We start from the raw sequence: 13656 nt of genomic DNA, 5'->3' as shown, positions 1-13656 counted from the left end.
CACCAAGGCGCGGGCATGTCCCGGCCCGTGCATCCTACCCCCCCTCCCGCGCCGCCAAAACCAGATAATACTCCGCCAGCCACGCCGGATATGCCGCATCGTCCATCGGACCGATCCGCAGGCGCCCGCATCGCGCATAGCCCGCCTCATCACGTGGAAAATCCGACGGCGAATCCCCCACCAGCCCCGCAATCCGGATGCTCGACAAACCCGCGATCTGCAAATGCTGGCGGATCTCCCGCGCCGTGTAAAAACGCAGGTTATTCCGATCCCACACCCCCGAATCCCCATACGCCCACCGCCCCTCCGCCAGCGCGCACACAATCTTGTGATACTGCATGTTCGGAACCGTCGCCAGGAACAGCCCGCCCGGCGCCAGCCGTTCCAGCAGCGCCGGAATAAACGCGTCCGGATTCCGCAGCCGCTCCAACACCCCCGTGCACAGAATACAATCAAACGGCTCACTCGCAGGCGGAAATGTCGCAAAATCCATCGGTCCCGGAATCACCACATCATAGCCCGAAGGATCCCCGGGATCCGGCGCCTCCGCAAACAGCCCCACCACCGTCCGCGCCCCGTGCTCCCGCAAGGCCGCCGCGCGCGCGCCCGGAGCCACCGCGCAATCCAGCACCCGCCGCGCCGATCGCGGCACACACGAAAGCAGGTAATCCAGCGAAAGCCGGTGCGCCCGGTCGGGCGCGTGACAAATGGTATCCAGAATCGCATCTTCAGCCATGGGTTCCTCGCTCCGCCGCATCATACCAGACCCGCCGCCACACACAAACCACCACGCGCACGCCGGGACATCCGCACTGGACCTGTCCGCCTTCGGCGCATCCTCGATCCTTTCAGGGCGTATCCTTTGCGAGCCATTCTCCCGCGCTGCCCCCCTCAGGCCATAGCTCTTCACTCAATTTCTCTGTCCTACTATCCGCCATTTTCTTGTTTTGTAACATTTTAGCCGCCTGAAGCAGCAACGCGCGTAAACAGCACGAACGGACCGTTAATAACGAGGAAGCGCCGCAAAGGATCGCGGACATTCCTGTCCGCGGCAGGACGAGCGCAAGACATATCGTGCTCGAAGTGTATGTGAAGAGGCGCGGGTTCACAATGCTTTCCGCTCCCGTGGACGCCAGAATTCTATTCCAAACCACGTACGTCACTTTATTTCCCGGGCTCACTTTGCCGCGGACACGAATGTCCGCGATCCTGCTATTCACGCCCGTCCCGAAGAGGCTCGAAGCTGCACTGGCCCTTCGGGCCGAAAGAGCGGGAAACCCAAGTCCACTACATTCAATATCGACTGCCTTGAACCACCATACAATTCGCGTTTATTCGTGTTTATTCGCGGTTCAAGTGGTTCATAATTCACGCCGCCACCCAGCCACCCACACCATCCGCACACAGAAAATCACCCTTCGCGCTCTATGCGTTCTCTGCGGTTAAATCCCTTCTCCGTTTCTTCTTTTCTTCGTGCTCTTCGTACGCTTCGTGGTGATCAATTCCTTGGTTACGGCCTGAGGCTGCCCTGATCTCTTTGTGGCTCCAATTTCAGTCCCCCGCTCGCCCGCGATTCCTCGCCCGCCACGCACCCAACTTGAGCGCCCGCCCGCCCCTTACATATACTCTCCACAGCGCTCCGCCCGCCGCGCTCGCCGTGCGGGCCACCCCCGGACCCCGGCGCCCCGCGCGCCCCGCGCCGTCCGAACCTTCGACCCCATTGAGGACGCCCATGAGCACCGCTGAAATCATCGTCACCAATCCGTACACCGGCGCCGAAGCCTTCCGTATCCCGGCGCTTTCCGCCGGCGAAATCGACGCTGTCGTATCCCGCGCGCGCGCCGCGTTCTCCGCCTGGCGCCACACCGCGGTGGCCGATCGCGTGGCCCTCTGCCAGGGTATGATCGACTGGTTCGAAGCCAACGCCGATGCCGTCGCGCGCGATATCACCGTCCAGATGGGCAAGCCCCTCGGCCAGGCCCGCGGCGAAGTCAATGGCACCATCGAGCGCGCCCGCCACATGATGAGCATCGCCGAGGAGACCCTCGCCGACGATCTCCTCCCCGAAAAGGAAGGCTTCCAGCGCTACATCCGCCACGAGCCCCTCGGCGTCGTCCTCGATATCGCCGCCTGGAACTACCCCCTCCTTATTGCGGTCAACGTCGTCGTACCCGGCATCCTCGCCGGCAACGCCGTCATCATCAAGCACTCCAGCAAGACCCCGAAATGCGGCGAGGCCTTCGCCGAGGCCTTCCGCACCGCCGGCGCCCCCGAGGGCCTCGTTCAGGCCGTCGCCGCCGACCACGCGGTGACCGAGCGCCTCATCCAGCACCCCGGCGTGGACCACGTCTCCTTCACCGGCTCCGTTTCGGGCGGGCGCGAAGTCAACCGCAGCGCCGCCGACCGGTTTATCGGCGTGGGCCTCGAACTCGGCGGCAAGGACCCCGCCTACGTCTGCGCCGACGCCAATTTCGACTGGGCGGTCGCCAACTGCGTCGACGGCGCCTTTTACAATGCCGGCCAGTCCTGCTGCGCCATTGAACGCATTTACGTCGAAGCCCCCGTTTACGATCGCTTCGTCGAATCCTACGCCGCCGCCGTCCGCGCCTACGTCGTGGGCGATCCCATGGCCGAGGGCACGACCATCGGCCCCCTCGCCTCGAAGGGCGCTCCGGCCTTCCTCACACAGCAGGTGACCGAGGCCGTCGCCGCGGGCGGACGTCTCGTGGTCGACCCCGCCGAGTTCAGGCTGCCCGAAACCGGCTATTTCGCCGCCCCCGCCGTCGTCGCGGACGCCCCGCAGGACTCCGGGCTCATGCAGGAAGAGAGTTTCGGCCCCGTCATCGGCATCCTCAAGGTTTCCGGCGACGAAGAGGCCATCCGCCACATGAACGACAGCGCCTACGGCCTCACGGCGTCCATCTGGACCGCCGATGTCGCCCGCGCCATTCGCATCGGCGAGCAAATCGAAACCGGCACCTTCTACATGAACCGTTGCGATTATCTCGACCCCGCGCTCCCCTGGTGCGGCGTGAAGGACACCGGCCGCGGCGCCACCCTCTCCAAATACGGCCTGCTCGGCCTCACCCGCCTCAAGAGCATGCACCTGCGAACGACGATACCGAGCTGACGAGATCCGAGGCCGCACCCGCGCGGGCGGCGTGGACAGAGTGGATGGCGTGGATTTGCCGCGGTGAATGGTCTCGGTGACCGGGGATTTCTCTGTAAATTGGAAACGCGCCGCGGGGTTGCCGAGGCGCGTTTCTGAGGTAAGACCCTGGGCCGACTCCCATTGGCAGGTGGCGGGATTTTCCACCCTGTGAGTAATTCCAGGATTTGTAGCAAGTGACATCCGTGTCGTGCTGGCCTCGACCTCCGTGTGTTGGCCTTGTACTTCTTGTATCGGCGCCGCGCGGGAGAACTTTAGTGCGAATATTTTCGGGCGGGGCAAGCATTCGCGGGGATATCCGCCCGAAAAGAGAAAAACGCCACAACGTAGCGTTATGGCGCCTCTCATGGATGGAAAGACTATGGGATCGATTCGCCGATCGCGTTGGTGTTGGGAATGACACCCGGCGGATCATCCAGCCTTTTCCGCGCTTTCGCGGTGACGTCCGTGTCCTTCGTCGCCTTGACCTCCGTGTCTCGGCCCTGTGCTTAAGGTATCGGCAGATCGGCGGGGAACTTTAGGCCGCCGCTCCAAAGAGGGCGGCAATTCTGGGTATCACGCTGAAGAGCGTGCGCCCGGCGAGTCCCAGCAGGATCGCCAGGCCGACGGCGCCGATCACGTTGCTCCAGAGGCGGTTGCGCAGGTCGCCCATGAGCGCGGCGTTGTTTGCGAAGTAGAAGAGGAGCAGCGCGCACAGCGGCGACGCGATGATGGTCGAGGTTTGGGCGATGAGCACGCTCTGTGCGCCGCCCGCGCCGGTCTGGAGGGTGGCGATGGCCACGCCGCACCCGATCAGCAGCGCGGCGATCGTGCAGATGCGCACGGGGCGCTTTTCCATGCGCGGGTCGAGGCCGAGTCCATCGGCCAGCAGGGTGCCGCCGATGAGCGAGTTGGCGATGAAGGAGGAGAAGGCCGCCGCGCCCAGCCCAAAGCTGAATACGAGCACGGCGCTGTTGCCGAGCACGTTGCGGAGCTGGCTCGCCAGCTCGCCGATGTTGTTGAAGTCGCCTTCCTGCCCGTAGAGCGACTGTGCGGCGCCGATCATGATGACCAGGCCCATCAGGCCGAGGAGCGCGATCCCGATCCACGCGTCCTGGATGGCGTTGAACAGGTTGTGCTTCTTCCAGCCCTTCGCCTGCACGAGGTAGGACTGGTAGAACGCGGCCACGGCGGAGAAGGTGGTTCCCAGGAGGCTGGTGGCGATCAGGAGTTCACCGGCGCCGAAGGAGCCGGGGACGAGCCCTTTCGCGAGGCCAACCGGGCTGATGCCGGTGAAAAAAAGGTTCCCGGCGAACGCGGCGAGCATCATGCCCACGAAGAAGCGCATGATCAGTTCGAGGAGGTGGTAGAGGTTGTGGGCCATCATCATGAACACGATGGAAAGGCCCGTGAACACGACCGGCCAGATCCACCCGGGAATGCCGGGCGCCAGCCCCTGCATCGCCACGGCCACGCCGAGATTGTTCCCGAACTGGAAGCCCGCCGCGACGAAAAACGCGGAGAACCCCGTGATCGCCGCGATGGGGCGGCCCCAGCGCTTCGCCAGGTGCTGCAGGAACGATTCGTCCAGCGCGCAGCCGATCCGGGCGCCCATGGAGGTGAACGTGGCCATCACAATTCCGGAAAGCACGAGCATCCAGACCAGGCCGTACCCCGCCTTCGCGCCGGCCGTGCTCGACGATACAATGCTTCCCGGGCCCAGCACCACCGCCGCCGTAATCAGCCCCGGTCCCACGCGGTGATACCACCGGCGTTCCTCGCTCATAGATCAGGCTCCTCTCATCCGCGCAGCCATTCGTCGCGGTGCGCATGTACAAACTCGTCATCGTTCAGATCGGGGTACTGCGCGTAGACCCGATCAATTTCTTCCATCTGCCCCGGGCTCAGGCCCTCTTCGGGATCCAGGCACCAGATCCCTTCCAGCAGCCCCTGCCGCCGCAATACCTCGTGCAGGCCGGCGATGCAGCCCGCAAAGCCATTCGCGGCGTCAAAAAAAGCCGCGTTCGAATCGGTGACCGCGACGCCCCGGGCCAGCAGCGACGCGGGAATGCCCTCGCCGTTGGCGATCTCCTCATGGCATTGCTTCAGCAGTTCCACAGCGCGGCGCGTCCACACCGACCAGTGCCCCAGGAGGCCCCCGACGATCCGGCGCTCCACCGTTTCGCCGCGCCGCTTCAGGCGGAACGGGGTAACCAGATCCGCCACGATATTGTCGTCGTTGCCGGTGTACAGCGCGATGTCGTCGCGGCCCGCGTCCACCACCGCGCGCACGACATCGAGCGTCTGGTAGCGGTTGAAGGGCGCAATCTTGATCGCCACCACGCCGGGGATCTCCGCGAAGCCGCGCCAGAAGGCGTAGGGGAGCGCCCGCCCGCCCACCGACGGCTGCAGGTAAAACCCGATCACGGGGAGCACCTCCGCCACCTCGCGGCAATGCGCCAGCAGCCCCCTTACGTCCGCATCCTCCAGCGCCGCCAGGCTCAGCAGGCCCGCGTCGTAGCCCAGGTCGCGCAGCAGCCGGGCTTCTTTCAGCGCCTGCATGGTGTTCCCGCAGATCCCGCCGATCCGGATCAGGTGCGGCTTTCCCTGGTCCTCCGCGCGGTTCAATTCCTCCGCCGCCAGGTAGAGCACGGGTTCAAAAAGGCCAACCTTCGGATCGCGGATCGCGAATTGCGTCGTATGCACGCCCACGGCCACGCCGCCCGCGCCCGCGTCGATGTAATACCGCGTCAGCGCGCGCTGGCGTCGCTCGTCGATCTTGCGCTCCGCCGTCAAGGCCAGCGGGTGCGCCGGAATGACAACACCCTGATCGAGTACGGCGCGCAACCGCTCCGGCATGGGCATCAGAAATTCCCTTTCCGGTTCTCGAAATGCGTCGGCTTGTTCAGGCTCGCGCCGCCGCGCATGATCCAGTCCGCAATCCAGCTCAACATCTGGCTCAGCGGAACCGAGGGGTAGCCGAAGAGCAGGTGGCCGCGCTGGCCATTGCTCAGGAGCGCGTCCGGCGCCTCCTCCCCGACGATGGCCGGTTCGCGATCCATCAGGCGGCCGAAGGTCTCCGCCGCGCGCCGTACACTCACCAGTTCCGGGCCGGCCACGTTCACGGCCCACGCCGGGCTCGCCGCGTGCTCGATCGCCAGCAGTGACATCGCGTTCGCGTCGCCCTGCCAGATCGTGTTCAACGCGCCCATGGACACGTCCACCGGCTCGCCATCCCATACCCGTCGCGCCACGTCCACGAGCACGCCGTAGCGCAGCTCGCAGGCGTAGTTCAGCCGGATCAGGCTCGTGGGAATGCCCTTCTCCGCCGCGAAGTACTCGAAAATGCGCTCGCGGCCCACCGCGCTCATGGCGTATTCGCCCGCCGGATGCAATTCATCCGTCTCCAGCGATCCGCCGAGCGAAAGCGGCGTCAGGCCGTATACATTGCCCGTGGAAAAGGCCGCGATCCGGCTCTCGGGAAATTGCTGGCACACCAGCGAAGGCAGCCACGTGTTCATCGCCCAGGTCATGGCGGCCTGGCCCGTGGATCCGAACTTCATGCCGGTCATGAACACGACATTCGGCGCCGTGGGCAATTCCGCCACCTGCGCGGGATCCAGCAGGTCGCAGTGGATCGTCTCCACGCCCACCGCCTGGAGCGACGCCTCCGCGGCCGCGTCGCTGAAGCGGGACGCCGCCAGGATTCGACGCGTGCCACCCGCTTCGTCCGCCGCCCGCCGCGCCATCCGCGCCATCGTCGGCCCCATCTTCCCGCCCGCGCCCAGAAAGAGAATATCCCCCTCCAGCCGGCCCATCATCTCGATCACCGCCGGCGTCGGGCGGCTCAAGAGCTCCTCCAGGGTTTCTACGGTGTCGATGGTGGCGGGGAACGAAAGCATGCGGGAAATTCCTGAAATTGGACCGTGTCGCGGGTTGGCTGCCTGAAAACTGGAGCCGCCCATGATGCCACATCCGGGCGGCCGGGTGCGACCGCGCCTCGGATCAGGCGTCCAGCGTCCACGGCGCGCGCATGGGGCGCCCGCGCATCGCATTGGCTTCCGCGTCCCCCGGGAATTCCTCCGCGGCGGGATCCCACTGAAGCTTTCGGCCCAGGCGCATCGCGATATTGCCGATGTGCATCGCCGAACTCAGCCGGTGGATGTCCGCCGGGCTGTAATACGGCATCGCCCGCGATTTCACGCCGTCAATAAAGGCCTGGTGCTCGCCAGGGGGCAGGGGGTACATCTTGTTGGCGTCCGGAGGGAAAACGTGTTGCGCGATTTCCTCGCTGCTCGACTCCATCGCCGCGCGCCACCCGTTGCTCCGGATCCAGCCCTCGCTGCCGTAGAAGCCGATGCCCGCGCCGTCCGACTTCACCTCCATTGTCACGCCGTTCGCGTAGCGGTAGTTCAATTCGTAGGTCGTCGCCGCGTCCGCCATGCAATCCACCGGGAAGTCGCCGACGCCCTCGACCTCCACCGGGCCGCCGTGCTCCTCGAAGAGAGCAACTTGCGCCGTGTCCATCAGGTGCGCGCCCCAATCGGTGAACTTGCCGCCGGAGTAGTCAAAGATGTTCCGCCACTGCTGCGGTTCGAGGCGCGTGGGCGAGTAGGGCGCGTACGGCGCGGGCCCGAGCCACAGGTCGTAGTCGAGCCCCTCCGGCACGGGCGCGGACTCCTCCTTCGGGAAGGCGTCGCCCGGCGGCAGCGCCACGCGAATGCGCTCCAGCTTGCCCAGCGCGCCATTGCGCACGAGCTCCGCCATGCGGTGGTACACCGCCACGGAACGGTCCTCGATGCCGCCCTGGAAGATGCGGCCCGTCTCGCGAAACACACGCACCAGCGCCTGCCCCTCCTCGATGGTCAGTGTCGGCTTTTCGCAGAAGACATCCTTCCCCGCGCGCGCCGCCATCACCGACATGAGCACGTGCCAGTGATCCGGCGTCGAAATCACCACCGCGTCAACATCGTCGCGCGCCAGCAACTCGCGGAAATCGTTGTACATCGCGCAGTCCGCATTGCCGTGGTGCGCGTCGACCCGCGCCTTCGCGGATTCCCGACGATCCTGGAATACATCGCACACCGCCAGCACGCGCACCTCGGGAATCTGGCTGAAATACTTCAGGTTCCAGCCGACGCCATGCCCGCCCGTGCCGATGAACCCGAGCGTGATCTGCTCGCTCGGCGCGGGCTGGCTTCCCGCCCGGCCCGCCAGGATCAGCGGGGCGGCCGCGGTTGCCTTCAGAAATGTGCGGCGGGAAAGGTAATTTGCCATGGGTTGTTCCTCCTGACGCCAGTATACCGCGGGGCCGCGCACGCCGGCACAGCCAGCGACCACCCGAGCCGGCAGGGCCATCCTCTCAGGTATGCCTTCACGGCCATAACCGCTCCAGCTCGAGCCGGATCTTTGAGCGCAATTCGCTGAACCGCGCGAAGTCCATATCGTAATCCGCCGCTTCGCGCGGCATGCCGGTGATGGTCTCTCCCGCGACGTAGTCCACCGCCTCCTTCAGCACCGCCTTCGCCGCGGCGTCGTTCCTCACCTCGGCCAGTTCGGAGAGCATGGTGATCGCGTTGAAATCCTCGATGCCGTCGCGCTGCGCTTCCCAGCGGCGGCTGTTCACCAGCGCGCGACCGTCGAAGTGAACGGCGGCATAGGCGGGCTCCTTGTTCGGGTCCGTCGCGAAGAGGTCGTCACCCTGGTAGTACACCCACCAGCCTCCGCCCTCGATGCCCCAGTGAAAGGCCTGCCACGGCTGCGCGCGGTAGAAGCCCAGCGGGCGCAGGACGCGGCAGTTCCCCGGCGGCGTGTACATCGCGATGCGCTCGCCCGGCGCGCGCATCGCCTCCACATATTCCGGCCCGAGAAACTCGATCGTCTCCATGCCCGGCTGCCACACATCCGTCACCGGGGCCATCTCCCGGATATTCTCGATGGTGATGCCGCCCCAGGGATTGGCGTAGTTCTGGATGCGCGGGTCGATCTCCCGGTTCTCCCGCGCGCGCTCCATGTAGTGTTCTATCGTTCCGCGCAGGCCCGGCTCGTCCTCCACGTAGAAGCAAAAATGCTCGGGCCCGAGCCCGAATTCCGCCAGGTGATCCACCATCGCCTGAAAATAGGCGCGCTGACCCGCGCGGCGTAATTCCGTGGTCACCTCGACCCCCTCCGGAAAACGGGGAACCGGCGGGCCGCTGTATAGAATCATGTCCACCTGCCGCGCCTCCGACAAAATCGCGTCGTGCGCGCTCCAGTCCAGCGCGCCAGACAGATTCCCGGACGCATCCGCCTCCGCGGCGGGCAGCGGCAGCTGGTACCACAGCGTTTGCAGGTGTTCGTTCAGGTTCGCCACCGTGCTGAAATCACCGATGCGGTTCTTCGACCAGTAGCCCGTGAGGAAGCGGCTCTTTTCCGGCAGCCGCACGGACGATACCTCCAGCGCCACAGTCAGTGTTTGCTCCGCGGGGGGCTGATCGAGCGTGTGGACCGGCCAGCGGAGTTCATAGGAACCCGGCTCCAGATCGTGGGTGTTGAGATTAATCCAGAGCTGGCTCACCTCGCCCGGCGCGATGTCGAGCAGGGAACCGGCGCCGAGCTCCGGGAGCATATCCGGCACGACTTCGCCGAAGCGGCTCGGGAGCCAAACCGCGCGCATCAACGTCGCCACATCCCCCGCCGGTCCCAGGGCTTGCTCCTCGCCGGCGCGGTAGATCTGCCCCGGCTCAAAGCGCAGGGTCATGCCTTTGCTGGTGAGGTTGAGGGCGTTTATGGCGACAGATTCGATTTCCCGCCCGAAGGCCCACGTCCGCGCGGTGAGCGGCCCGCCCGAATCGGGTAGCGCGTTTTTGGGCGGTATGTTGTCCCAGGGATTGTCGTCTTGCCACATAATCAACGATGCGCCGCGGCCGGAAGACCACACCTTGCGAACCAGCGATGCAAGCCGGACGCTATTGTCAACTTCTTGCAGATAGGCATCGATTTCTCGAAACGCCTCGTCCTGTACGCCCGCCGATTTGCGATTTAGACCGAGCGTCTTTAGCCGGAGATGGTCAAATTCGTAGCGAAGCTTCTCCCGCTGTCCCGAAAGCATGGCCAGGGTACCCATCTGACTGGCTGTAATGGTCTCGCCGTTCCCCGGCTCCAGGACTTTCATGGCTTCGGCGCGCGCGACAGAAATGGGCTCTTCGGGGCGCTCCAGGTTGATCGCAATCTCCTGGCTTCCCAACGCCGCGCCCGTCCGGGTATCGAGCAGCGTCAGCGTCAGCGTCTGGGGTCCTTTCGAGACGACCGGCCACCGGCCTTGAATCGCCTTTTCGCCGTGCTCCGCCCGGTATACGCGCCGCCAGACAGGGCCATCCGCCGGTTGCGCACTGATTTCCACGGCGTTTGCCGCGATGCCGTCGGGAATCGTTACTTCAATCGGATTCAAGCCGAGATGGGGATCGGATTTCAGTGTCGCCAGTTCCAGCGCCTCTCCATATGTCTCGGTTTTCCGATCCTGCGCGCCCGCACGGGCTCTGTACGCGGGCCCCCGCCAGTCCGCGGCGACCACCGCGCCCTCCTTCGCCGCGCCGCCGAAGCTGTGGCACACGATCCGGCCTTCTCCGAACGCGATCACCACTTCCAGGACCCCATCGCCGTCGATATCCGCCACCAGGGGCGAATGGAAGCCGTTGCCGCCGCCATAGGCGCCGATCACCGCCCCGCCGTCGTCCAGCACATACCAGGAGTGCCCCTCGCCGTCCAGCGAGGTATTCCGCTGCGTGAACAGGATCTCCAGACGGCCGTCGCCATCCACGTCCGCCTGCACCGGCGGCGTCCAGATACCCTGCCCGAGCACCTGCGTGCGCCAGCGCAGCACGCCATCCGCGCCGTAGGCCCCCAGATTGCCGCCCTTGTCGCAGGCGAGCACGCCCAGGCTTCCGTCCGCCAGTCGCGCGACGCTGAGGCCGTGGTAGGCCTTGTGCCACGTGGCCCCTTCCCATTTCACCGCGCCGTCCGCGCCGTTCAAACACAACAGCCCGATGCCCTCGCCGATCATCGACGACATCGTGTATACCTCGGCCGCGCCATCCCCGTCCAGGTCCGCGATCACGGGTTTCGTCCGGCCCATGTGCAGCGGCGGGTGAAAGCGGTCCCAGAGCAGGCGGCCGTCCGCGTCGAGCGCGATCACGTGGCGGGTGGCCGTGCCATACACGATTTCCGGGCGCCCGTCGTTGTTGATGTCGCCCACGGCGGGCGTCGACAGCCGGTATTCCTCGATCTTGCTGCGCCAGCGGAGGCTGCCGTCGCCATTGAGACACGCGATCCAGCCGTCCATGTTCGCTGCGATCACCTCGGCCGCCCCGTCGCCATCGAGATCCGCGGTGATCGGCATCCGCCATACGTCCAGCGACGTGCCCAGGTCGTATTCCCACAAGACGCGGCCATCCGCGCCCCGCAAGGCCACAATGAGCCCGTCGTTGTGGCCGGTGATGATCTCGTCCACTCCGTCGCCGTCCAGATCCGCCACGCTCGGCTCCATCACGCCGCCCCGAGAGGCTTCGGGGCCGAACTCGACCGCGAAGATCACTTCGCCCGCGCCGCTGATGCGAACGGCCCGCCCGCCCGAGGAACTTACCACGCTGTCGGGGTTCTCCGCTGGATAGGCCACCGGCGATCCCGAGATGCCCGGCGTCTCCACCGTCCACTCGACCGTGGGGTCGGGTAGGGCGGGGGCCTGCGCCGCGAGGGCGGCGACCGCCAAGCAGCTTGCGGCGCAGCCAATAATTGTTTTCGTTGACGGCATGAATGGCGCCTCCCTGAGGGTGACGTTCCGATAGGCACTCGTTACCACGGTCCCCCGTGGTAAAGCGGACCGTGCCGCTCCCGCGGAACAAGGCCGGCGCCGCCCCGCCGGGAGATTTCGTGCGCGGACGCATTCGGGTATCGCGTCCAAGAATCGTTGGGCCCTCATACCGCCAGATCCGGCATGGTGAAGGCGTCACGATACGGTCGGGTCAGCAGGGCGTTCGCCTCGTCGTCGCCAAGGATGGCGCCTGACTTCGGGTCGATGTTGAGCGAGCGCTGGAGCCGGTAGGCGATGTTGGCCAGGTGGATATGCGCGCACGAGAGGTGGCCCTGTGCCGCCGTCCCCGCGATGTACTTCTCGTCGCGCGAGCGCACCGCCTTCAGGAAGGCGCGGTACTGGTTGCCGTCGACGAGAATTTCCTCTTCGGCCTCGCCTTCGTCCGGGATTTCATTTCCGGGCATGCGGTAGAGTCTGTCGCCCGCCGCGAAGCCCCTGGAGCCGTAGAGCAGGTTGCCCACGGTCTGGCCGCCTTCGTCGTTGGTGTAGAGCCCGCGCACCGCGAACTCCAGCGTGCGCCCGTCGGCATACGTAAACGCCGCGCCCTGCGTGTTCGGGGTCTCGCCCTGGTCCTCGTAGCCGTAGCGGCCGCCGTGGCTCGACACGCGCACCGGCAATTCCGTCACGCCCAGCCCCCACACCGCCAGGTCCATCTGGTGCACCCCCTGGTTGCCGATGTCGCCGTTGCCGTAATTCCAGAACCAGTGCCAGTTGTAGGGCACGTAGTTGTCGCAATAGGGACGCGCGTCCGCCGGGCCCTGCCACAGGTCCCAGTTCAGTTGCTTCGGCGGTTCCGTATTTTCCGCGAAGCCGATCGGCCCACGCCCCTTGAAGCACAGGCCCCGCGCCAGGTACACCTCGCCAATCGCCCCGGCGCGCACCCGCTGCATCAGCCGCACCCAGTTCACGTGCGCGCGGCTCTGCGTACCGTGTTGGACAATGCGGTTGTACTGCTTCGCCGCCGCCACGACCTGCTCGCCTTCCCAGAAGGTATGGGAGAGGGGCTTCTCCACGAAGACATCCTTCCCCGCCTGGCACGCCCACACCGCCGCCAGCGCGTGCCAGTGGTTCGGCGTCGCCACCGACACCGCCGCCACGCCGCCGTCCGCGAAGAGGTCCCGCATGTCGCGGTAGACCTTCGGCGCTTTCCCGAAGTCCGCCTTGCACTGGGCGAGGCGCGCCTCCAGTACGCGCTCGTCCACGTCGCACACCGCCACCACGTCCGACCCCACATCGTTGGTCCCCCGGCCATTGAAGCCCGCGCGGTTCGCCGGATCGGATTCCTCGACGCTCAGGTGCCGGCGACCGCGACCGCGTAGCCCGATCACCGCCACCGGGATCCGGTCATTCGCGCCGAAGACACGGCCGGTGGCCATCATGCCGCCCACCAGGACGGCGGAGGCGGTGGATCGGAGGAAACTTCGTCGGGTGGGCTGCATGGGATGTTCCTTTCGGCGCTACCAGAAGCGGAAAGCCCATTAAATCAAAGAATCCCGGATAACGCAAGGGCCTTCGGGGATGCTGCGCGGAGATTTCAACCCCCGCATCGCGGACTGACAACGGCGAAATTACACACCAGCCGCGAAAGCGCCCAACCACCCCGTATCACGGGCGCCTGCTTCGAAAATCTACGATGCGGCGCCACCACAACGGCCTCACG

The 13656-nt window shown here is 65.8% G+C and carries 8 protein-coding genes; 1 reads left to right on the top strand and 7 read right to left on the bottom strand.

From position 1 onward, the window contains the following. Positions 1-34: 34 nt before the first annotated feature. Positions 35-736: a methyltransferase domain-containing protein gene (locus KF886_14085; GenBank protein ID MBX3178486.1), complete on the bottom strand. Its 702-nt coding sequence runs from the start codon at positions 734-736 to the stop codon at positions 35-37. A gap of 996 nt (positions 737-1732) precedes the next feature. On the opposite strand from KF886_14085, the gene KF886_14080 reads away from it, so the two are divergent. After that, on the top strand, positions 1733-3130 hold the full coding sequence (locus KF886_14080) for an aldehyde dehydrogenase family protein (protein MBX3178485.1): 1398 nt from the start codon (positions 1733-1735) through the stop codon (positions 3128-3130). A gap of 556 nt (positions 3131-3686) precedes the next feature. Here the strand turns inward: KF886_14080 and KF886_14075 are convergent. The 6 genes from KF886_14075 to KF886_14050 form a co-directional block, all read right to left on the bottom strand. Continuing rightward, entirely contained in the window at positions 3687-4934 is a 1248-nt protein-coding gene (locus KF886_14075; protein MBX3178484.1) for a divalent metal cation transporter, read from the bottom strand. Between the two features lie 14 nt (positions 4935-4948). After that, positions 4949-6007 (bottom strand): dihydrodipicolinate synthase family protein, encoded by a 1059-nt coding sequence (locus tag KF886_14070; GenBank protein MBX3178483.1) that lies wholly within the window; start codon positions 6005-6007, stop codon positions 4949-4951. A 5-nt stretch (positions 6008-6012) separates the two neighbouring features. Then, the gene (locus tag KF886_14065; GenBank protein MBX3178482.1) at positions 6013-7050 is read right to left on the bottom strand and encodes an NAD(P)-dependent oxidoreductase; all 1038 of its coding nucleotides are present in this window, start codon (positions 7048-7050) and stop codon (positions 6013-6015) included. 103 nt (positions 7051-7153) lie between these two features. After that, complete coding sequence (locus KF886_14060; GenBank protein MBX3178481.1) at positions 7154-8425, bottom strand: Gfo/Idh/MocA family oxidoreductase; 1272 nt, start codon at positions 8423-8425, stop codon at positions 7154-7156. 97 nt (positions 8426-8522) lie between these two features. Continuing rightward, positions 8523-11936: a PQQ-like beta-propeller repeat protein gene (locus tag KF886_14055; protein MBX3178480.1), complete on the bottom strand. Its 3414-nt coding sequence runs from the start codon at positions 11934-11936 to the stop codon at positions 8523-8525. 164 nt (positions 11937-12100) lie between these two features. Next, entirely contained in the window at positions 12101-13435 is a 1335-nt protein-coding gene (locus KF886_14050; GenBank protein ID MBX3178479.1) for a Gfo/Idh/MocA family oxidoreductase, read from the bottom strand. Positions 13436-13656: the final 221 nt, after the last annotated feature.

The sequence above is a fragment of the Candidatus Hydrogenedentota bacterium genome, from assembly GCA_019637335.1.
Taxonomy (GTDB): Bacteria; Hydrogenedentota; Hydrogenedentia; order Hydrogenedentales; family JAEUWI01; genus JAEUWI01.
Note: the sequence above shows the minus strand (reverse complement) of the source record. Positions and strands in the feature narration are given on the sequence as shown.

What these genes read in the sequence shown, in the direction of transcription:
- KF886_14085 (MBX3178486.1), bottom strand. Translation starts at nt 736, where the DNA reads ATGGCTGAAGATGCGATTCTGGATACCATTTGTCACGCGCCCGACCGG.
- KF886_14080 (MBX3178485.1), top strand. Translation starts at nt 1,733, where the DNA reads ATGAGCACCGCTGAAATCATCGTCACCAATCCGTACACCGGCGCCGAA.
- KF886_14075 (MBX3178484.1), bottom strand. Translation starts at nt 4,934, where the DNA reads ATGAGCGAGGAACGCCGGTGGTATCACCGCGTGGGACCGGGGCTGATT.
- KF886_14070 (MBX3178483.1), bottom strand. Translation starts at nt 6,007, where the DNA reads ATGCCGGAGCGGTTGCGCGCCGTACTCGATCAGGGTGTTGTCATTCCG.
- KF886_14065 (MBX3178482.1), bottom strand. Translation starts at nt 7,050, where the DNA reads ATGCTTTCGTTCCCCGCCACCATCGACACCGTAGAAACCCTGGAGGAG.
- KF886_14060 (MBX3178481.1), bottom strand. Translation starts at nt 8,425, where the DNA reads ATGGCAAATTACCTTTCCCGCCGCACATTTCTGAAGGCAACCGCGGCC.
- KF886_14055 (MBX3178480.1), bottom strand. Translation starts at nt 11,936, where the DNA reads ATGCCGTCAACGAAAACAATTATTGGCTGCGCCGCAAGCTGCTTGGCG.
- KF886_14050 (MBX3178479.1), bottom strand. Translation starts at nt 13,435, where the DNA reads ATGCAGCCCACCCGACGAAGTTTCCTCCGATCCACCGCCTCCGCCGTC.